Source organism: Spirosoma sp. (assembly GCF_026391055.1).
Classification (GTDB): domain Bacteria; phylum Bacteroidota; class Bacteroidia; order Cytophagales; family Spirosomataceae; genus Spirosoma.
This window is the reverse complement of sequence record NZ_JAPLET010000015.1, coordinates 610,340-631,360: the sequence shown is the minus strand read 5'-3', so window position 1 is coordinate 631,360 and position 21,021 is coordinate 610,340. Positions and strand designations below refer to the sequence as shown.

Sequence of the window (21,021 nt, the reverse complement as noted above, 5' to 3'; positions counted from 1 at the left end):
TCGAACGCGATCAACCATTTAATCCGTTTACAACATGATCGCACACAACCTCGGCTATCCACGAATCGGTAGCCACCGCGAACTCAAACGGGCCTGTGAACAATTCTGGGCTCACAAAATCACCCCACAGCAGCTTCAGGAAGCAGGCCTTCAACTACGGCAGGCTAACTGGCTGACCCAGCAACAGGCTGGCATTGCACTCGTCCCCTGCAATGACTTTTCGTTCTACGATCAGGTACTCGACATGTCGCTGACAGTCGGGGCAATACCAAAGCGGTTCAAACCCCTGCTCGATGAATCAGCGCCAAACCCGTTGGCTCTCTATTTTGCCATGGCTCGCGGCTATCAACAGGATGGGCTGGACCTGAAGGCGATGGAGATGACCAAGTGGTTCGATACCAATTACCACTACATCGTTCCTGAGTTTTCGGCAGATCAGTCGTTTTCGTTGCTTTCCGACAAAATCTTCACCGAGTTCGACGAAGCCAAAGAAACGCTGGGTACGCTGCCTAAACCGGTTTTGCTGGGTCCGGTATCCTACCTTCTTTTGGGAAAGGAAAAAGAATCGGGCTTCGACCGACTGACGTTGCTCGACCGCTTGCTGCCGGTTTATGAACAGATACTTGGCCGGTTACAGCAGCAGGGTGCCGAATGGATTCAACTCGATGAACCCTGCCTTTCACTGGATTTGACGGTCCATCAGCAGGAAGCGATAACCTCCGTTTACGGGCAGCTGCGCCAGCAGTTCCCTGATCTCAAACTACTACTTGCGACTTATTTCGAGTGCTACGGAGCCAACCTGAATCTGGCCATTCAGTTGCCCGTCGATGCACTTCACCTCGATCTGGTCCGTTGCCCAAACCAGTTAGCCGACATCCTGACTACTGACTTTGTCAAGCGCCCCACCCTATTGTCGCTGGGTGTGGTGGACGGCCGAAACATATGGATCAACGATCTGGAAAAATCCCTGGCTGTGATTGGGCAAGCCACAGCAGCGCTGGGTGCTGACCGAATCCTGATTGCGCCCTCCTGCTCCCTGCTGCACGTTCCCTGCGACTTGTCGACCGAAACGACTGAAGCAGGATTACCTCTCGAACTCAATCAATGGCTGGCTTTCGCCCGCCAGAAACTCGACGAAGTAGTCACCCTCGCCACGCTCAGCCAGGAACCCGGCAATCCACAGGCGATTGCTTTGCTGGCAGCTAACCGGGCCGCCTTACAAGTCCGGCGGGCATCGGACCAGATTAATCGACCGGCGGTACAGCAGCGGCTGCATCAGCTAAGCGAGCAGGACACCCGACGAACGAGTGACTTTTCACAGCGTCAGGCCGTACAGCATGACCGGCTCAGATTGCCCCTTTTCCCGACGACTACAATTGGTTCGTTCCCCCAAACAGATGCCGTGCGGGCCAATCGGGCGAAATTTAAGAAAGGAGAAAAGACGCTGGCCGAGTACGAAGCCTTCATCCGGTCGGAGACGGAGCAGGCCATCCGCTGGCAGGAAGACGTTGGCCTGGATGTACTGGTACATGGGGAGTTCGAGCGCAACGACATGGTAGAATATTTCGGTGAGTTGCTCGACGGGATCGCCTTCAGCAAAAACGGCTGGGTGCAGAGTTATGGGTCGCGTTGCGTTAAACCGCCCATCATTTTCGGCGATGTTCACCGGCCCGAACCCATGACCGTGCGTTGGGCTCAACTGGCCCAGTCACTGACTGACAAGCCCGTTAAAGGTATGCTCACCGGTCCTGTTACTATTCTGCAATGGTCATTCGTCCGGGACGACCAACCCCGGCGCGACACCTGTCTGCAACTGGCGCTGGCCATTCATGATGAAGTTGTGGATCTCGAAGCGGCCGGCATCGGCATTATCCAGATCGACGAGCCCGCCCTGCGGGAAGGATTACCGCTACGCCGTGAAAACTGGGATACTTACTTAAACTGGGCGGTTATGGCGTTTCGGGTGGCGGCATCGGGCGTACAGGACCACACCCAGATCCATACCCACATGTGTTACGCGGAGTTCAACGACATCATTGGCACCATTGCCGACCTGGACGCCGATGTCATTACCATTGAGACCTCCCGCTCGCAGATGGAGCTTCTGGATGCATTCGCCCGTTTTGCGTATCCGAACGAAATAGGGCCGGGGGTGTATGATATTCACAGCCCACGTGTACCAACTGTAGCCGAGATGGTTGAACTCCTTCAGAAGGCAACTCAGGTATTGCCCGCCCGGAACTTGTGGGTGAATCCCGATTGCGGTCTAAAAACACGCCGATGGCCGGAAACGACCGAAGCGCTGAAAAACATGGTACAAGCGGCCCAAACCGCCCGTGAGACCGTACTGGAAGCGGTATAAGTGCACAGGTCTTCGACTGATTCCGGGTCGAAGACCTACTTTATTTTCCCATTAAAGCCCAATTATTATGTCTATTGACTATACACGTTCGCAGGCTGAACGAATTTTAGCGGCCGAAACCCGAATCTTCAAAGCTGTTTTTCCCGGCACGACCAATCATTACGATACACTGTTTGGGGGTACGGCCCTGCAACTGATGGATGAGGTAGCCTTTATCACCGCAACCCGTTTTTCCCGCAAACGCATGGTTACGGTATCATCCGACAAGATCAATTTCACCAAATCCATTCCGGCCGGAACCATTATCGAGCTGGTTGGCCGGGTAGAACACGTTGGCAACACCAGTATTCGGATCGCCGTCGAGATTTACGTAGAAGAAATGTATTCGATGGAGCGGCACCAAGCTATTCACGGTACGTTTACGTTCGTGGCACTGGATGAAAACAAGAAACCAATCCGGATTTTATAAACTTCCGCTAATCAGAACGAATGAATTATAAAGCTATAACTACCTTAAAAAAAGCCGATACGGAAGGGCGCATACCTCATCATACACTGGATCAATATGTTCGTAATGAGTTAGCCCAGCAGCTGATTAAGGCCCTGAAGCCCACCCTTGCCATTGATCGCCCTACCCCCGAAACAGCCTCGTCCGGTTTGGAAACCCCATTGATGGTTGATTTTACGACCGAACTGTTCATTCTTAAACCCGACCAGTGGCAGCAAGTAAGAAACTCCCTCAATGCATCGGCCAACACCCTCCCGCCTGATCAGCAGCGTCTTATCCGACAACTAATTGATGAGATTGAAACGACTCATGCAGGTCTGCCGCCCTTCGTGTAAGTATAAACCAGCCCCTTGGGTCACGAAACGGTTACCCGGTCCACGCAAATAGCTGGCCAGGGTCTGGCGTTGGGCAGTCCGGTGCACCGTCGTTAACTCGTTGGCTTATCGGGCAGGGGGGCGGATGCGTGGAATTCGGCGTAGATTCGGTGCATATAATCGTCAAGCAGGGTTCGAATGTGGCTTCGATCGTCGGATTGGGCGATGAGGCCGACGTGATATTCGCGGCTGATACGCCAGCAAACCTCCGGGTCGCTAAATACCGACAGGTCGGGCCATTGCTGCCGGGCGAGGGAAATGATCAATCCGGCATGGCGACCCGTATCGGTGGGCGGAATGTAATGTTCTTTATTGGCCATGGCCGTTTCGAGTTTAGCCCATTCCCGCCATAGGTTCACGCCCGAAGCAGCTTCTACCATCTCGGCAATATGAGCGCCACCCACGCGCGAGGCCGTCTCCAGAAAATACAGTTCCCCGTCATGATCGCCCCGGATGTATTCGGAGTGCGAAGCACTATACCGCATCCCGAAAGCCGAAAGCACCTGGTCGTTAATCTGCCGCAGTGCGTCGGTTTCGGGGGTATCGAGGGGTAGTGTTACCGTTCGAAAAATGCCGCCCCCATGCGACACCTCCATCGGCGTCGCCAGGTATTGGCTGACCCGTGTAAACACCGCTTTGCCATCTACCGATAAGGAGTCGACGTGGTAGACGGTTCCCGGCTTAAACTCTTCAATCAGGTAATTATGCCGGTTTTCACCCAGCAAATGAATAGCCGACCAGGCTTCGTCCAGCGAATGCACTTTTCGAATACCCGTGGCCGACGCTTCCGAACGGGGTTTTATGAGCCAGGGTGCTTCGGTGGTCTGGAGGAACGCCGTTACGGTTTCGTCGTGGAAAAGGGAGCAGAAGGTAGGCACGCGGATACCGGCGGCAAAGGCGCGCGTGCGCATGGCCAGCTTATCCCGAAAATAGCGCGCAGTCGTCTGGCCCATCCCGTCGATGCGGAAGGTTTCGCGGATAAGGGCTCCTTTCTCTACATCGAAGTCATCCAGGGCCACCACCCGGTCGATTCGTCGGGAGCGCATCGCATGAGCCAGTCCCATAATCATCTGGTCCAGTACGTCGGGCGCGTTGCTGGGTGATGGCAGGAAAAAGAATTCATCGATGGACTCACGGGGCCATGCTTCATTGGCAAGTTTCTGGTCAGTTAACAGGTAAACCGTATTTCCTGACTCTTTACAGGCCTTCATGAAATCCTGTCCTTTGAAGAACGTGGCGATGCACAGAAAAGAAAGTTGACTCATACGCTCGATTGTTCAGGTTTAGTTTTACCTCTGTAACGCTTTCAAAAAACCTTACAGGGCTATTGTTCCGGATGGCCGGACGAAATAGTAAACTGTGTTTGGCGAAAAAAGATACGGCCAAATAGCCAGACAACGAATTTTCTTACTCCTTTTTGGCAAGAATCAGCTGTAAATACGCGATTAACAGTCGGATACCAAAACCAGTCGCGTTCTTTTGCGATCCAAACTCCGAATCGGCAAACGCCATGCCGGCAATGTCCAGGTGCGCCCAGGCCGGGTGTTTCTCCGAAAATACCTCCAGAAACTTGGCCGCGCTAATGGCGCCGGCGAATGGCTTACCGCTGTAATTTTTGACATCGGCCACATCCGATTTTATGTCTTCGGTATACGCATCCCAAACCGGCAGCCGCCAAAGTCGCTCTCCCGTCTGGTTGGCAGCCTGCGTGAGTGTAGCAGCTAATTCATCATTGGGTGTAAACAGCCCGGCCGCATGGTAGCCCAGCGTGGCAATAACACTGCCCGTCAGGGTAGCCAGGTCAATCAGCACATCGGGCTGGTAGTTGCGGACCATATAGCCCAGCCCATCGGCCAGAATAACGCGGCCTTCGGCATCGGTATCAATGATTTCGATGGTCTTGCCCGAATAGGCCGTCACCACATCGCCGGGTTTGGTGGAGCGGCCATCGGTCGAGTTTTCGGTAGACGGGACAATGCCGATCACGTGAATGGGCAGTTTCAGCTTAGCGGCCACCTCCACCGTACCCAGCACAGCCGCAGCCCCACCCATATCGCTTTTCATAAGGTGCATATTAGACGACGTCTTGATGGATACTCCGCCCGTATCGAAGGTAACACCCTTGCCCACCAGCCCAACTTTCCGGGGGTTTTCGACCCCTTCCGGCTTATATTCAGCGATGATCAGCACCGGCGGCACATCACTCCCCTGGCTCACGCTGAGCAGCGCCCCCAGTTTCTGCCGCTCGAGTTCGGCTTTATCGAGCACCGTTACGCTGTACGCGAACTGATTGCCAGACGCAGCGGCCCAATCGGCCAGCGTTTGCGGTTTTTTGTAGTTGGCGGGGGCATTCATCAAATCCAGCATTTGCAGCTGGGTGTGGGCAATGGCCTCCGCACGGGTCAGGGCTTCCTGCGCGGCTGTGTGCTGGTCGGGGTTTACCTGAAGCGACAATATTCCTGCGTCGGTATAAAAAACCGGTGTTTCGGGTTTGTCGGTCTGGTACAGTTTCAGGTCATACCCACCCCCGCGAACGCCCAGCACAACACCGGCGACTACGTTTCCATCGAAGGAAGTGAGGTCGATGGCCAGCATTGCCGAAAGTTTCCTTTTCTGGTCGAAGAAAAATTTGCGGAATGTACGCAGCCAGTCCATTTCCTGCGGGTCGTTTCCCAACCCTAACAGGTATATCTTTTGCCCATTCTGGCTATACACGGTCAGCACTTCTTTGGCTTCCGCTTTAAAGTCGCGTTGCAGCACCTCAGTCGATAAGCCCAGCGTTGGGGCAAGGCGCGCTAGTTGGTCGGCCAGCGAATCGGATTGCAGAACAGGAACAATCAAATCACCGGAGGCCGGTGACGGTGTCGTTAAAATGATGTTCATAATTACTCAATGAGTTACATAGGTTCTAGCTGTTAGAACCCCTTTCCTACTACTTGCCCTATCTGCATACCCTCAGTTAACAAAGTTATTTCTTCTTAATCTGTATTAGCAGGGATCAAGCTTTACACGAACGACTCAATCAAAATACATCAGAGCCCTTGCTCTTAAAAACATAGAGTTTTCCTGTATTTATGTCAAAGGCCGAAAACTGCGACTCTTTTGCCGTTGAGATAAATAACTTGAAATAGCCTTTATGATTTCCAAGCCCTGAGTTTGCATGGCAAGAACAGCTACTCTGCATAACTAATGCTAATTCTCTAACTGCTCCTAAGCTGTCAGCATATACATAATCATTTTGAGTTGCCTCTGCCAACAAAGTTGGTAGCTGATCCTTTTGTATTTCGAATTCGCCACACATTATCCCTCCTCCCCATAAAATAGAATTACCATTCATGAATTTGAGGGATTTAGCTGTGTTGTTAATGCGCAAACCACTGATTCGTTCGGCCCACTCAATTGACGAAAGAGGTTTTAAAAGATGATACAATGTTAGTCCAGCAGCAACTATACTTGCTAAGATTAGTCTCTTCTTACTGGTCATGGATACATAACTTTGAATAACCTCGCCGTATCGGCCGTATCTTCTTTATAACTTCAGTTAATGATACGGCATTCCAGGCATAATCTCAATAAAAAAGCCATTCTACCGCCTTTGGGAACTCCCGGCTCCAGTGCGCTTCCTGGTGAGTACCAGTGGGATCGACCGATATGCGGATGTCGATCGAATGCCCGCCGTAATGCTGACGGACCAGTGATTCGTTGAAGCGCTGTATATTAGGCACCATGTAGGCCGACTCCTGTTCGCCACCATAGGCGTAGATCTTCATGGGTACGGGCGCTTGAAAGCGAATAGCGTCGAAATAGATTTTGGGCGAAATCCAGAGCGAAGGCGAGAAAACCATCAGTCGGCCAAACACATCGGGGTGCAGCAAGCCCGCGTAAATGCTGATCAAACCACCCAGCGAACTACCGCCAACGCCGGTATGGGCCGCATCGGACAAGGTTCGAAACCGCTTGTCGACGAGAGGTTTTATGGTTTGCAGAATAAAATCCAGGTAATATTTACCCCGCCCCTGACCGGCGCGAGTGCGGGTAAAGGTGAACTCCCGGATACGCTCATCATTGGCATGATCAATAGAAACCAGGATTACCTCGTGGCGATTCCGGCCAGCCAGCAGGGCCATTTTCTGATCGACTTCCCAGCTGCCGAAGCCCGCGCCACCACCAAACAGATTCTGGCCGTCGTGTAAATACAGGACGGGATACTGTTTGTCTGAAGTCCCGTAATCGTGCGGAAGCAGCACATGAACCCGGCGGGTGGCCCCCAGCTGAGGAGATTCGAAGGTATCGCCCAACAACTCTATTTTCGGCAGGAAGTCCGGATTGAACGGCATACCAAACCACCGCCAGTGGGGTACATAATCCTGCTTTACCGATTCGGCAGCAGCTACCCTCCGATTCAGGACGCCCTCGCCCGAAGCGCCCAGTTCCACATGGTCCCAGCCCCCCCGCGTGTATTTATATTCCAGTATATCAGGCAGATCAACGCCCTCCGGAAACTCGTACATAAATTGACCCGGCGCTATAGACTGCATCTGAAAGCGATCCAGATCGGGATACCAGTCACAAAAATTGCCCGACACAAATACCGGACGGTCATCTGTGCTATGCGTACGCAATTCTAAACGTAGTGATGAAGACATACGCTTAGAATCGGATACAGCCCCGGGTTGGTTCAGTACGTTCCGGGAAAGTTAGGGTACAGGAAAGCGGTCAGGCAAATGCCCATGTATCGGCCAATCCTTTTACTACCGAAACGAGTTGGTTGTAATTGGCGGGCTTGGTCATAAACTGGTTAGCTCCCAAGGCCAGACTTCGCTGCCGATCGGTGTTGTCCGATGAGGTAGAAAACATCACAACAGGCAAATGGGCGAATGTGGGTGTGCTGCGAAGTTGCGTCAATGTGTCGAAGCCGTTCTGCCGGTTCATATTTATATCCAGCAAAATCAACTGGGGCAGGCGCTCACAGCTGGCTAGCTCGGGTATGAGTTGATCCCCATCAGTCAGCGTAATTACGCTGACGGGGCGTTCGGCATCTTCAAAAGCAGAGCTAATAAACAGGCGGTCGTCCTCATCATCGTCAACGACCCAAACGGCGGGAGCATCTGCATAGCCCGAACCTAAAGGCGAATGGAAAGCCATCGCAAAAAAAATTAAAGTAAAGCGTTGGATGGTTACGTTCGTTGAGTAGACGATACCGACTGATTACGGTATACGGACCATAGCTTTTCTTCAGCTATGACTTTTGTGCAGGTTACCTTTTTTTACTTATACTGGCAAACCTATGATAATAACAGTTCAAATATAGTATTGTGAAAAATAAAACACTACAAAATAAACTTTTTAATTAACTAAATCTTGTCTGATTTTACCAGAAAACTATACTTTTAACTAGGTTCTTATCATCATGTATGCAAATAACTGCCGCTAAGGTAGATGCTTATTTTAAATAATTCCAAATAGTAGCCTGTAATTAGTCTAAATAATATATCTTTGTGGCCAGATTCTTCACTAGCTAACCATTACATGTTAAAGCCTCGTTTACTCACTCACGTTGTGCCGGTTTTATTTTTAGCCGTCAGTTTGTCGGCTTGTACCGATAAAGAAAACCCTACAACCGTTACGCCCCAGCTCCGCAAAACAGTTGATTACGGGAAACTGACAGATACCACTACCTACGCTACATTTTTTGTGGATAACGATGGAGCTAAAACCGTCGATCTAACTACGGGTGCAACCCGCCTGCTGATGTTCCGGGCCATAAATACCTATAACGGTACGGCGGTAGGTACGGGAGCAACATTGGATGCCAACGTATTGAAGAATATGTTCTCAAACACTGGCAGCCCCTTTTCGGGTACGGCCAATGCAGGCTTGAATACCTCGGGAATCCAACTCCGCAATGTAACGGCTTCGTCCTTATCCGCAACGGATGCCGAGAAAGAGCGGGCAACGATCGAAGCGGGTTTCCCTAAAATTGCCACCGCCAGCCAATCCGTTTCGGCGGTAGCGTCGGAAGGGAAAGCGGGTAAGTTAGGTACTTATCTGGTTGACGAACAGGGAATCGAATGGGGACAGATCATACAGAAAGGGCTGATTGGCGCGTTTCAAGTCGATTATATCGGCAATGTACTCCTGAGCGACAAAAACTTGTCGCTGGATAACACCACGCTGGTCGCCGGAAAAAAATACACGCAGCTTGAGCAAAACTGGGATGAAATATACGGCATTCTGACGGCTAACCCGGTATATGGTGGTAAAGCGACAGCTACCTCATCGGGAGAGAGTTTTATTGGCTCTTACCTGTGGGAGTACAATAAAGAAGACTTTCCGAAAATTCACGCAGCCTTGCTGAAAGGCCGGGCGGCTATTGTCAACAACGATACCAAAACGCTGAAAGATCAGGCTACTTTCATTCATCTGGCCATGGAAAAGGCCATTGCAAACGCAGCCCTAGGGTATCTGGGTAAATGGAAAACCGCCGGAACCAACACAGCCGCTGCGGCCCACGCCATTGGCGAAGGGCTCGGCTTCATCTACTCCCTTCGGTATGCCAAACTGAACAAGGCCGATGCTGCTTTCTCAGACGCTATACTGGCGGGACTGATCTCCGCACCCAATGGGTTCTGGGGTCTGACGAATGCCAAAATTGATGCGGCTTCTTCGGCAATCAAAGCAAAATTCAATATCCCTGTCTAGACAATAAACTACATCTTTTTTCTTCATACAGAGCCGTGTCAGCTACACGGCTCTGTCTCCGTTTTAACTCATGATTACTAGTAAGTGGAAACAAATCGGGTTTATCTGCGCATTCGTTAGCGCACTGTGGGCTTGTTCGGGTAGTAGTTCGGACACACCAACGCCCACCACGCCCACAGATCAGGCAGGCAGCGACCGGAAAGCCATGCTGACCAACCTGGCCGATAATATCATTGTGCCCAGCTACACAAACTTCAAGACAAAATTTGATGCAATGCTGGCCAAGTCGGACGCGTTTGCCGCCAAACCGGACAATGCGTCGCTTACGGCGTTGCGGCAGGCCTGGGCCGACGCCTATACCGAATGGCAGAAAGTTGAACTATTCGATGTAGGTCCGGCGGAGCAGAACACGCTTCGTAACTTTTTCAACATCTACCCGGCCAACGTGACCGGTATCGAAGAGTATATTTCAGCGGGTTCGGGAACGTTCGATGTGCCGCTATCTTATCCCAAACAAGGCTTTCCGGCCCTGGATTACCTCATCAACGGCCTCGGCACGACAGACGATGCTATTGTTGCCCGGTACACAACGGCCGCCGATGCCGCCAAACGAATTGCTTACCTGAAGCGGCTGACGGGCCAGATGAACACCCAGTTCGTAACCGTATACACCGCCTGGACAACGGGTGGCTATCGGGATACGTTTATCAACTGCACCGCCCTGAACGCAGGCTGCTCGACATCCAAACTCGTAAACGGATATGTGCTGAATTATGAGCGATATATCCGTTCCGGGAAACTGGGCATTCCGTCGGGTGCCATGACCAACGGCACGGTAGCGCCCGATAAGGTTGAAGCGTATTACAAGAAAGACCTGTCGCTGACACTGGCCAAAACGGCTCATCAGGCTTCGGTTGACTTTTTCAACGGAAAAAGCGTAAAAACGGGTCAAGAAGGCCCGGGTCTGAAAACCTACCTCAATTCACTCGGCGCGAAAGACAGTAGCACGGGCACGTCGCTGGTCGACATTATCAACAAGCAGTTTGACGCCGTCAATCAGCAGCTTAATACACTGAAGCCTAATCTGGCCGACGAAATCAAGACCAACGAGGCCGCCGTTGTTCTGGCTTATACACAGATGCAAAAGGCCGTTCGTATGCTCAAAGTCGACATGACAACCGCCATGAGCATCACCATCACGTATACCGATAATGACGGGGACTAACCAAGGATACTGTCCATACCAACTATGCAGCAGTATTTTCGTAAAACCACCCCGGCGGCTCCATTGGCCGTTTTCAGGCTTCTGTTTGGACTAATGCTCTTCGGGAGCATTGTCCGTTTCTGGAGTAAGGGGTGGATCGCGGAATTATACATTCAGCCGCGCTTCTTTTTTCCGTTTTATGGCTTCGAGTTTGTGAAGCCGCTGGGGCCATATACCTACATCCTTTTTGCCGTTTGCGGCCTTTCGGCCTTGCTGGTAGCGGTTGGCTTGTTTTACAGACTGGCCAGTGTGTGCCTGTTCTTCAGTTTCACTTACATCGAACTGATGGACAAAAGCACCTATCTCAACCACTACTATTTCACAAGTCTGGTTTGTCTGTTACTTCTGTTTCTGCCCGCCCACGCGTATTTCTCGGTGGATGCCTACCGCCGACCCCGCTTACGGGCCGGACACATTCCCGCCTGGAGCCTCGACTCGCTCAAACTGCTGGTGGCGCTACTCTACTTTTTTGCCGGGATTGCCAAGCTCAACAGCGACTGGCTGCTGAATGGTCTGCCCCTGCGCATCTGGTTACCCGCTCATAATGACATTCCCCTGATCGGGGTTCTGTTCAATTACCCCTGGGTATCCCTTGTCTTTAGCTGGTTCGGCTGCCTATATGATCTGAGTATCCCGTTTCTACTCTGGAATGGCAGAACCCGACCCTGGGCCTATATGGCCGTTGTGGTGTTTCATGGCTTAACGGCCTTGCTGTTCCCCATCGGTATGTTTCCGTACATTATGATTGTGACGGCGTTAATCTTCTTTCCGGCTACTGTTCATCTGGCGTTCCTCCGGGCTATCAGCCGGGTCCTGTCCATACCAACGACCTTCCTGATCTGCCAGCGAACGTATATGTACTCACCCATAGCCACCGCAGCCATTCGGGTGACGTTTGCGTTTTTCTTTCTGTTTCAACTTCTTTTTCCCTTTCGCTACCTCCTGTATCCGGGTGAGTTGTTCTGGACGGAGCAGGGCTACCGCTTTTCGTGGCGGGTTATGCTGATGGAAAAAGCAGGCTACGCTCAGTTTACGGTGAAAGATCATCTGGGGCACCGGACAATTGTGAACAACACCGAATTCCTGACGCCCCTGCAGGAGAAAATGATGGCTACTCAGCCCGATATGCTGCTGCAATACGCACATCTGTTGCGCGACTATTATTCAACCCATGGTTTTAAGCAACCGGCCGTCTATGTAGACTCCTACGTAGCCCTCAATGGTCGCCTTGGAAAACCCCTGGTCGACCCGAATACCAACCTGGCCGACCAGCAGGACTCATTTACCCACAAAGAGTGGATCACTTCGTTCAATGACAACATCTACGGTTTTTAAATTTGCGGGCTTCGCACTCCTTCTTCTTTGTTCAACGGCTACCCTCGCCCAGTATCAGCTTTCGGGTACGGTACAATCCCGGCAGGACAGTTCAGCGGTGAAAAGCTGTATTATCTACCTGAATAATGGCAATCGAACGACCCAAACGGATAGCCTGGGTCAGTTTACCTTTTCTAATCTGCCAAACGGCACCTACATACTGAATACCAGCAGCCCCGATTTCAAGGCCGCTACACAGACCGTAGGCCTCTCCGGGCGCAGTCAGTCGGTGCGTATTTACCTGGCTAGTCGGCTCGAAACGCTGAACGAGGTAACCGTGACCGATAAGCAGTCCGATTTCGGTTTCACCCGTATGCGGGGGGTTGAAGGCATGGGCATTTACGAAGGCAAGAAATCCGAAGTGATTATTCCGGAGCAGCTGGTTGCTAATTTATCGACCAACAACGCCCGGCAGATCTACGCACGGGTGGCGGGGCTTAACATCTGGGAGAACGAAGGTGCCGGTCTGCAACTCAGCATTGGCGGGCGTGGCCTCGACCCCAACCGAAGCTCCAATTTCAACGTAAGGCAGAATGGCTACGACATTAGTGCCGACGCGCTGGGCTATCCCGAAAGTTATTATACGCCCCCCATCGAAGCCGTTGGCCGGATTCAGATTGTGCGGGGAGCCGCTTCGCTCCAGTACGGTACGCAATTTGGCGGGCTGCTCAACTTTGTCATGCGAAAGCCCGTTGCCGACCGTAAGTTCGAGTTGGTGGCCCGGCAAACCGTAGGTTCTTTCGGGTTTTACAACGCCTTTACCAGCGCCAGCGGCACAGTGGGGAAGCTGAGCTACTATACATTTTTTCAGTACAAGAAAGGCGATGGCTGGCGACCTAACTCTCACTTCACCAACTACACGGCCTTCGCCGACATCGACTACCGGTTTTCGGAGACTACGTCGGTGGGGTTCGACATTACCCAGATGAGCTACCTGGCCCAGCAACCGGGTGGCCTGACCGACGCCATGTTTCGGGAAGATCCCCGGCAAAGCAACCGCGAGCGCAACTGGTTCAAGGTAAACTGGACGATGCCCGCCCTGCATTTCGACCATAAGTTCAACGCCAACAACGAAGTCAATGTGCGGGTGTTTGGGTTGTATGCCTATCGGTATTCGCTGGGGTTCCGGCCAAACCGCGTGGCCAGCATCGATGACAACAGCGAACGGGATCTGATAAAAGGTGATTTTCAGAATTACGGGGCCGAAGCGCGGTACTTAAAACGGTACCAGCTCGTCAAACAACAGGCCGTTCTGCTGGTGGGAACGCGCTATTACCACGGCTACAACCACAGCATACAAGGGCTGGGCAGCACAGGTAAGGATGCCAACTTTAGCTTTACGGATACGGAACAGGGCATTGCGTCCGATTATCAGTTTCCTAACCGAAACGTGTCTCTGTTTGCCGAAAACATCCTGTATGTAGGGGATAAACTATCCATTACCCCCGGCGTCCGCTTCGAGTATATTCACACAACGGCCGATGGTTTTTATGGCACCGTTACCCGCGACCTGGCGGGCAACATCATCAACGCCACCCGCACCAATGAAATCCGGACCAACGGCCGTCAATTTCTGCTGGGTGGTCTGGGCATCAGTTATAAACCCACCACGCAGCTCGACATATACGGCAATATCTCCCAGAATTATCGCTCCATCACCTTCAGCGATATGCGGATTGCCAACCCATCGTCTGTGATAGACCCGAATTTGCAGGACGAAAAAGGGTACTCTATTGACCTGGGCATTCGCAGCACGCAAACCACGCTATACAACTTCGATGTCAGCGCATTCTACCTGAATTACAACAACCGCATCGGTGAGGTGCAGTTCTACGATGCCAACGACCGGGTTCTCCGCCGACGGGGCAACATCGGACAGGCCGTTATCATGGGTCTGGAATCCTATGCCGAAGCTGATTTCTTACGGATAGCCAACCCGGCCAATACGAACCTGAGTGGCGTATTGTTTGCCAATGTCGCCCTGATCCATTCGACCTATAAAGCCAGCGAGATTGCGGGAGTCGTTGGTAATCAGGTTGAGTTTGTACCGAATGTAAACCTGAAAAGTGGCGTGCGAATCGGCTACAAAAACCTGAAAGCTTCGTTTCAGTACACCTATCTGTCAGACCAGTTTTCCGACGCCACAAACTCTCGCGAAGGGGGCGTTTCGGCCGTAATCGGGCTTATTCCAGCCTACTCAATCATGGACGCCAGCCTGTCGTACCAGTTCAGCCGGTTCAGGTTGGAAGGCAGTTTGAACAACCTCACGAATCGGGCGTATTTCACCCGTCGGGCCACGGGCTACCCCGGACCCGGCATCCTGCCCTCCGATGGACGCGGCTTGTACATGACCTTACAGGTGAAAATTTAGACCGAACCCGGCTCATAACGACGACAGTGACCGCACTACGATAACCGGCTTTCGGCTACCGGTGGTTTGTTCATAGGCAAGCAGTAGTCCGTTTTTCGTGGCCAGCGCAACCGGATAAGCGGCATCGGCGGTTTCGTCGGTTATATATCTGGTCGGGCTGATGATGCCGTTCTGAACGGTACGCATACCGATTCGCTGGACAAAGGAGCCCATTTCTCCGGAGCCATCCTTCGAAACGGCCTCATCCCAGACCCATATCAGCTGGTTATTGACCGCAACTACCTGCGGGTGTTTCGCCCGGTTCGAGGGTACGCTCGACACCAGTTTATCCGAACCAAGTGCCGCCAACCGTAGTCCAACGGCCTCTTCCTTACCCGAAAACCAGGTCATCAGCAGCTCACTGCCCAGCTGAGTTACGGAAGGCCCCGCATGCGGACAGGCGTTTACCTGCCAGTTGTCGGCATACACACGTTGCGGTTTACTAAACGTTTTACCGCCGTCGGCCGAAACCGCCGTACTGATGTCGCGCGATGCGGGTTCGTCTTTTTTGTTAGACGGGATCAGATCGCGGTAGGTCAGGTGAATGGTTTTTTTGGCGTCGACAAACACATTTGTCCGGCAGCACTGGCAGGCATTATCATCGACCAGCACCGCCGGGCCGAATCCTTTTCCTTGTGTTGTCTGGGCAAACACCACCGGTCGCCCCTCCTTGCCGGGGAGTTTCTCATCTAAATACACAACCCCGATTTCGCCGTTGGGCAATCGGGCAATGTCGCCGTAGGAATGACTCGTACCGGGTTTTATTGCCTGATAAACAGGAGCGGGATCGGTCCAGTGCTGGCCATTGTCTACGGACATAGTGTACAACAGATCACCGGCAAAGCGTGATTCGGGGGTTGGGTTGGGCACTTCGTAAACGGCAATGATCGTCCCGTCGGCTTTTACAGCAATTTTGGGCATTCCTTCGGCATGGCTGGAGATCCCGGCGGGGGCGTTCACCCTTATTTTCTCGCCAAACGTTTGCCCATTGGCCGCTACGGCGAAATAAAACGCTGTTTCTTTCTCACTGACTTTTTCCACCCAGCTCAGCAGCGGCTTACCGGCGGCATCGGTCGTAAGGCGGGGAACGGCCCCGGAGAACTGGGGATTTGAAACGGGCGTTTCGGTGGTCGACAGACTGACGAGAAGTAAAATCAGGATTGACGTTAATTGTGCCATTTTGATAGTTTTTACTAGGTAGAGACGCGAAGGCCGGGCCGCCGGTGCGGTCGCGTCTCTACACAGGTTGAAAATTCATTTACCGGAAAACGTATATTGAACCCCAATCACCACCGTGCGCGGGGCAGCTGGCGTGTAGGTGGTGCGGTCGGTGGCGTTGTTGCCCCGGGTGGCATTGGTGGCGAAGAGCGCATTGGTTACATTCATCACGTTCGTAAATACCTCAATGCCTTTCCACTCGTAACCCGCCCGGACATTGGCAAAATCATAGCCGCCATACCGGACGGTGTTGATCTGGTTCTGATACCAGCCCGCCACATGCTGCCACTCTACCGACGTTCGGAAATTTTTCAGCCAGGCCGGATAGTAGCTGACTTCCGTATTCCAGAGGGTGCGTGGGGCCGAAGGCATGTCTTTGCCATTCACATTTCGTATGGCATCGGATATGCGCTGGCTAAGTGTAAACTCCACAAACTGATGCACGGCATGAGTGCCCCCAAACCGAAAAAACACCTGCTTCGACGGTCGGTAGGTAATGCCCAGCTCAACGCCCCGGTGCAGCGTTTTTCCCGCTGACTGGTAATCAGTCGAGTTGTCGGGCTGGCGAATGTTCAGCAGTTCGTTGGTACCGTTCATCTGGTAAAACGCCCCGTCGATATAGAGCTTATGGTTCAGCAGTGAAGCCCAGCCGCCTATTTCCATGTTCGTAAACCGGGCAGGCTGCAGGTTGTAGTAGAATAGCTCGCCGGTAGCGGCTGGCGTCGTTCGCTTGAGAAAAATAGACGTAAGTGCCGGGGGCGAAAACCCTTTCGATACATTAGCATACAAACCTTTGCTCTTGCCCAGATCATAGGTCATGCCTAGTTTGGGCGTTAGCTGGCTGTAGTCTTTACTGCCCGAACTCCCGTCCAGCGCGTTGACATAATCAAAGGCCATCCGGTCGTAACGCAGGCCTACAGAGAGCCGCAGGTTGGGTACCGGTTCAAGATCATACTGCCCATAAGCTGCTACGTTATGGATATGCGCCGAGTAGTTGGCCAGTTGGTTATCGGGCCGCTCCCGGACCTGGGTATACTTTATCACCGACTTTTTATCGGCCCGCAGTTCGGCGGTCAGGTCCGTCTGATACGCGTAATACGAATTGGGCGACAGGTCGAGCGTGGTACCCAAAATGATTTTACTGTTCAGGAAACTCAGCTTCTGTGTATGCTGAGCAATGAAGCCGTAACTGCTGAAGTCGTTGCTGTTGATCTGCCCCGTTGCCGTTGGCGAACCGGTTGTCCAGCGAATTGAATAAGCCGGATTCTGCCCAACGCTGTTGTTGCGGGCAAAGCCCGTTACGAACGACTCCGAGCCGTTTTTCCAGGTGTGTTCGAGCGTCAGGCGGCTGCGGAACGAAACCGTTTTTCGGTACGTAAAATCGGTCGTGCTCACGTATTGCCGGGCAAAAAACGCCGTACTGTCTACACTACCGCTCGTTTGCGAGTTGTAATCGTTGTACGAAATGGTGCCCGTCAGGCGGGTATTCGATGAAAAAGCGTATTCGAGTCGGGTAAAATAAGACGATTTGTCGTAGTTGGAGCTGGCCAGCCAGGAATCGCGCTGCCGCGAAAGCAGTCCGCCAACGTAAATCCCGAACTTACCCTGCCGGGCACCCGCCCCAACCTGTATCCGCTGATACCCCCACTGGTCGACCTGAATACCTGCGCGGGCGGTTGGCACGGCCGTTGGACGCTGAGTAATAAAGTTCACCGCCCCGCCCACGGCTTCCGGGCCATAGATAGACGACACCGGCCCTTTCACCACTTCGATGGAGCTTACTGTAAACTGATTCATTTCCAGCAACGCGTTGTGATTAAACACGCCCATTGGCCGAATGGGTACGCCGTCTTCCAGATACAGAAAATAAGCATTGGTGGTCATGGGCTGGCGAATAGCCATCATGTGCTGTTCATTATTCAAGTTGACCATTAGTACCCCCGGCGTTTTGTTAATGACTTCGTAGATGCTCGTGGGTTTGGTTTCGTTAATGAGTCGGGCCGACAGTTTCGAGATTGCGATGGGCGTTTCGGTGCGCAGGGCGGCTTCCCGATTTCCAGTTACCACAACGGTTTGCAGGTCTTCGACGGCGGGTTCGAGGGCGATGCGGACGGGTTGGCCTGGTACAAGAACCACCTCCTGCCGACGGTACCCAACCGCCGAAATCGTAACGCGGGTAGGGTTCGTAACCAGCGAGAATCGCCCGGAGGCATCGGTTACCACGCCTTTTCCGGCAGTAAAAACCAGCGTTACGCCGGGTAATGGTTCTTTGGTCTGGGCATCGAAAACAAGTCCATAGGTACTAAGCTGCGCCAACGCACAGACTGACGTCATGGCCCATACGAGAGAGGCCATGAACAGTTTATAGATGTTCATTATGAATAGTCAGGTCAGAAAATGTGAAGAATACGCACACCCTGCGCCACGTATGAAAGTGGTGCGGGCAAGGTGTTTCAACAGCTTAGAACAGCTGTTGAAATTATCCATTCAGGAGCCGCAGAGATTGCAGCCTCAGGCCTGAGGAGGGTGAAAAAGCTTCTGAACAGGAGCTGTGTAAGCCGAAGAATGGTAAGCCGAAAAGGCAACTGACACCAGCAAAGGGTAGTAGCGGTCGAAGTTAAACAATAGGTTATCCTGGCAGAATAGTTGAATAACGGGCGTGTTGTTTACCCGTTCGGTGGTTTCCTTGTCCTGCCGGTCCTGCTGGGCTTTTAACTGTTTCGCTAAATAACACTGACCATCGCAATGGAGTTGCGGCTTATCCCGGTTTTCGCAAAGGACACGGGCAATGTATGCTTTGTTGACATTGTAATACGCAATGGTTCCCCACTGGCTGACGGTTGGTAGCAGCGTAGCGAGCAGGAGAATATAAATGAGCGCGTTTTTCATGTCCCGCACAAAAGTAGAACAGGATTGGCATGCCTTGTTCATTTTTGGCGAGAAAGTTTTTACCAAACTAGTAGGTTAACGGTCGGCGGGCAACTCATCCAGTTGCACTTCTTTCTCGAAGGCGATGAAATTGACGATTTCTTTTTGATGATTTGTAATTGGGCGAATCACAACGTTACACCAGTAAGCCGTTTGATCTTTCCTATAATTCAGCAGCAATTCGCTCACCGTCCGTTTTTTCTGAATGGCCTTCCGCATACGTTGTCGAGCCAACAACGACGTTCCTTCACCCTGTAAAAAATTAGGACGACGTCCCAACGCTTCTGTGTTGGTGTACCCGGTCATCTTTTCGAACAGCGGATTCACATATTGTATAATCTGTTCGGCGTCTGTAACGACAATCGCCCATTCGTCGCTTAGTAGATCATGGCGAATAGGGGCCGTCAATAGCCAGTTCTGCTTTTTTGCCAACAGTTGCCACCCAGTATGACCCGTTTCGAGTGCCGGTCGTTGTCGGAACTCCCAGCCTGCTAACAAAGGCGTTAGTAAAGACTGCCGATAATGTGCAGCGAGTTGTTCGTCGTAAGGTCCGCAAAAGTCCATAATGGTAGGTAAAATAATTCCTCCGCATCTACTTGGCAGAGTGCAATTGGTAATCATACAGACTTTATAACTAATTCGTGCCCTTTCCGGACCAATCCACATCCTTTTTTTTACCTGTTACTTATTATAAGGTGATAATTTACATCAGCTTTTCGTATATATACATTTTTTAACATGTATACTTTCAAGACTTTTAACAGTTCGCTGTAACCCATCAGAAGGACCACTCAGGATAATCAGCGTAACCACCTCACCCATAAATCAGTTGTTCTTTACAGACCAACAAACTACTCTGGGCCGACCACTAACGAATGGCACACGAACATAATCATGAAGACCACGCAGGACACCACCACGGTCCTGCCGTTTTAACGTCTGTCAATCGGGCTCTGATCATCGGAGCCGTTTTAAACACGCTGTATGTGGTGGTTGAATTTGGCATGGGGTTTTATTACAACTCGCTGGGCCTGATTGCAGATGCCGGACACAACCTCAGCGACATTGCCGGGCTACTGCTTTCACTACTGGCGTTTCGGCTGGCCCGCATTCGTCAGACGCCGAGTTTCACCTACGGCTATCGAAAGAGTACGGTGCTGGCATCTCTTACCAACGCGGTTATTCTGCTGATCACGATTGGGGCTATTTTATGGGAAAGCATTCAGCGTTTTCAACACCCCGAACCGGTGGCGGGTGGTCCTGTAGCGTGGGTTGCGGGGTTTGGCATACTGGTGAATGCAGCATCAGCACTACTTTTTTTCCGGGATAAAGACCACGACCTGAACATCAAAGGAGCGTACCTTCACCTGGCGGCCGATGCGCTGGTATCGCTTGGCGTCGTTGTGGCGGGTATTGTTATCAGTTATACCGGCTGGGTCTGGCTCGACCCCTTTATCGGGCTGGTTGTGGCCGCCGTAATTCTTGGTTCTACCTGGCGCCTGCTGAACGATAGTTTACGGCTATCGATGGACGGCGTCCCAACGGATATTAACCTCAACGACGTACTCGCTGACCTTCGGGCCGTAACGGGCGTGCGCGATGTGCATCATGTACATATATGGGCCATGAGCACAACCGAAAACGCCCTCACGGCCCACCTGGTTATTCAGCCTGGTCTCTCCGACTTGCAGATCGATGCGCTTAAACACGACGCACGCCACCGGCTCGAACACCGAAAAATCAACCACGCTACGCTGGAAACCGAAACGAAAACAAAGGACGAACACCAGACAGAGGTGTGTTAAGAGAAGACGGTTATCAATCAGCTAAACGGGTTGTGTACTGGTGGTTTCCGGTAGCCGATATCAACGCCCCGTTGAC

General features: G+C 52.1%; 17 protein-coding genes. 8 read left to right on the top strand and 9 right to left on the bottom strand.

Features of this window, described 5'->3' with window-relative positions; all coding sequences use genetic code 11:
• The first annotated feature begins 34 nt into the window (after window positions 1-34).
• From metE to NT073_RS08090, 3 genes are all read left to right on the top strand, one after another.
• Window positions 35-2,362 (top strand): 5-methyltetrahydropteroyltriglutamate--homocysteine S-methyltransferase, encoded by a 2,328-nt coding sequence (metE, locus tag NT073_RS08100; protein WP_297371488.1) that lies wholly within the window; start codon window positions 35-37, stop codon window positions 2,360-2,362.
• Between the two features lie 67 nt (window positions 2,363-2,429).
• Window positions 2,430-2,831: an acyl-CoA thioesterase gene (locus NT073_RS08095; RefSeq protein WP_297371477.1), complete on the top strand. Its 402-nt coding sequence runs from the start codon at window positions 2,430-2,432 to the stop codon at window positions 2,829-2,831.
• Window positions 2,832-2,851: 20 nt separating this feature from the next.
• On the top strand, window positions 2,852-3,205 hold the full coding sequence (locus NT073_RS08090; protein ID WP_297371472.1) for a hypothetical protein: 354 nt from the start codon (window positions 2,852-2,854) through the stop codon (window positions 3,203-3,205).
• Between the two features lie 92 nt (window positions 3,206-3,297).
• Here NT073_RS08090 and NT073_RS08085 read toward each other — a convergent pair whose 3' ends face one another.
• From NT073_RS08085 to NT073_RS08065, 5 genes are all read right to left on the bottom strand, one after another.
• Window positions 3,298-4,509 carry an ATPase gene (locus NT073_RS08085; protein ID WP_297371469.1) on the bottom strand — a complete coding sequence of 404 codons (1,212 nt, stop codon included), beginning with the start codon at window positions 4,507-4,509 and terminating at the stop codon, window positions 3,298-3,300.
• 142 nt (window positions 4,510-4,651) lie between these two features.
• Complete coding sequence (locus NT073_RS08080) at window positions 4,652-6,127, bottom strand: leucyl aminopeptidase (RefSeq protein ID WP_297371466.1); 1,476 nt, start codon at window positions 6,125-6,127, stop codon at window positions 4,652-4,654.
• A 139-nt stretch (window positions 6,128-6,266) separates the two neighbouring features.
• Entirely contained in the window at window positions 6,267-6,728 is a 462-nt protein-coding gene (locus NT073_RS08075) for a hypothetical protein (RefSeq protein ID WP_297371462.1), read from the bottom strand.
• An 85-nt stretch (window positions 6,729-6,813) separates the two neighbouring features.
• A complete protein-coding gene (locus NT073_RS08070) occupies window positions 6,814-7,890 on the bottom strand; it encodes an alpha/beta hydrolase-fold protein (protein WP_297371459.1) in 1,077 nt (358 codons plus the stop codon).
• 70 nt (window positions 7,891-7,960) lie between these two features.
• Window positions 7,961-8,389 carry a response regulator gene (locus NT073_RS08065; protein WP_297371455.1) on the bottom strand — a complete coding sequence of 143 codons (429 nt, stop codon included), beginning with the start codon at window positions 8,387-8,389 and terminating at the stop codon, window positions 7,961-7,963.
• A gap of 384 nt (window positions 8,390-8,773) precedes the next feature.
• On the opposite strand from NT073_RS08065, the gene NT073_RS08060 reads away from it, so the two are divergent.
• From NT073_RS08060 to NT073_RS08045, 4 genes are all read left to right on the top strand, one after another.
• Window positions 8,774-9,946, top strand: a complete 1,173-nt coding sequence (locus NT073_RS08060; RefSeq protein WP_297371453.1) for a DUF4856 domain-containing protein — start codon at window positions 8,774-8,776, stop codon at window positions 9,944-9,946.
• Window positions 9,947-10,016: 70 nt separating this feature from the next.
• Window positions 10,017-11,171, top strand: coding sequence for an imelysin family protein (locus tag NT073_RS08055; RefSeq protein WP_297371451.1), 1,155 nt, complete (start codon window positions 10,017-10,019; stop codon window positions 11,169-11,171).
• Between the two features lie 24 nt (window positions 11,172-11,195).
• Window positions 11,196-12,545 carry an HTTM domain-containing protein gene (locus NT073_RS08050; RefSeq protein WP_297371449.1) on the top strand — a complete coding sequence of 450 codons (1,350 nt, stop codon included), beginning with the start codon at window positions 11,196-11,198 and terminating at the stop codon, window positions 12,543-12,545.
• Entirely contained in the window at window positions 12,523-14,955 is a 2,433-nt protein-coding gene (locus tag NT073_RS08045; RefSeq protein WP_297371447.1) for a TonB-dependent receptor, read from the top strand. The genes NT073_RS08050 and NT073_RS08045 overlap by 23 nt, the downstream gene beginning before the upstream one ends.
• Before the next feature lie 12 nt (window positions 14,956-14,967).
• On the opposite strand, the gene NT073_RS08040 is transcribed toward NT073_RS08045, so the two are convergent.
• The 4 genes from NT073_RS08040 to NT073_RS08025 form a co-directional block, all read right to left on the bottom strand.
• Complete coding sequence (locus tag NT073_RS08040) at window positions 14,968-16,173, bottom strand: sialidase family protein (protein WP_297371445.1); 1,206 nt, start codon at window positions 16,171-16,173, stop codon at window positions 14,968-14,970.
• A gap of 75 nt (window positions 16,174-16,248) precedes the next feature.
• Entirely contained in the window at window positions 16,249-18,588 is a 2,340-nt protein-coding gene (locus tag NT073_RS08035) for a TonB-dependent receptor (protein ID WP_297371443.1), read from the bottom strand.
• A 135-nt stretch (window positions 18,589-18,723) separates the two neighbouring features.
• Window positions 18,724-19,101: a hypothetical protein gene (locus tag NT073_RS08030; RefSeq protein ID WP_297371669.1), complete on the bottom strand. Its 378-nt coding sequence runs from the start codon at window positions 19,099-19,101 to the stop codon at window positions 18,724-18,726.
• Between the two features lie 75 nt (window positions 19,102-19,176).
• A complete protein-coding gene (locus NT073_RS08025) occupies window positions 19,177-19,704 on the bottom strand; it encodes a PAS domain-containing protein (protein WP_297371441.1) in 528 nt (175 codons plus the stop codon).
• Between the two features lie 311 nt (window positions 19,705-20,015).
• On the opposite strand from NT073_RS08025, the gene NT073_RS08020 reads away from it, so the two are divergent.
• Window positions 20,016-20,945 carry a cation diffusion facilitator family transporter gene (locus NT073_RS08020; RefSeq protein ID WP_297371439.1) on the top strand — a complete coding sequence of 310 codons (930 nt, stop codon included), beginning with the start codon at window positions 20,016-20,018 and terminating at the stop codon, window positions 20,943-20,945.
• Window positions 20,946-21,021 lie beyond the last annotated feature (76 nt).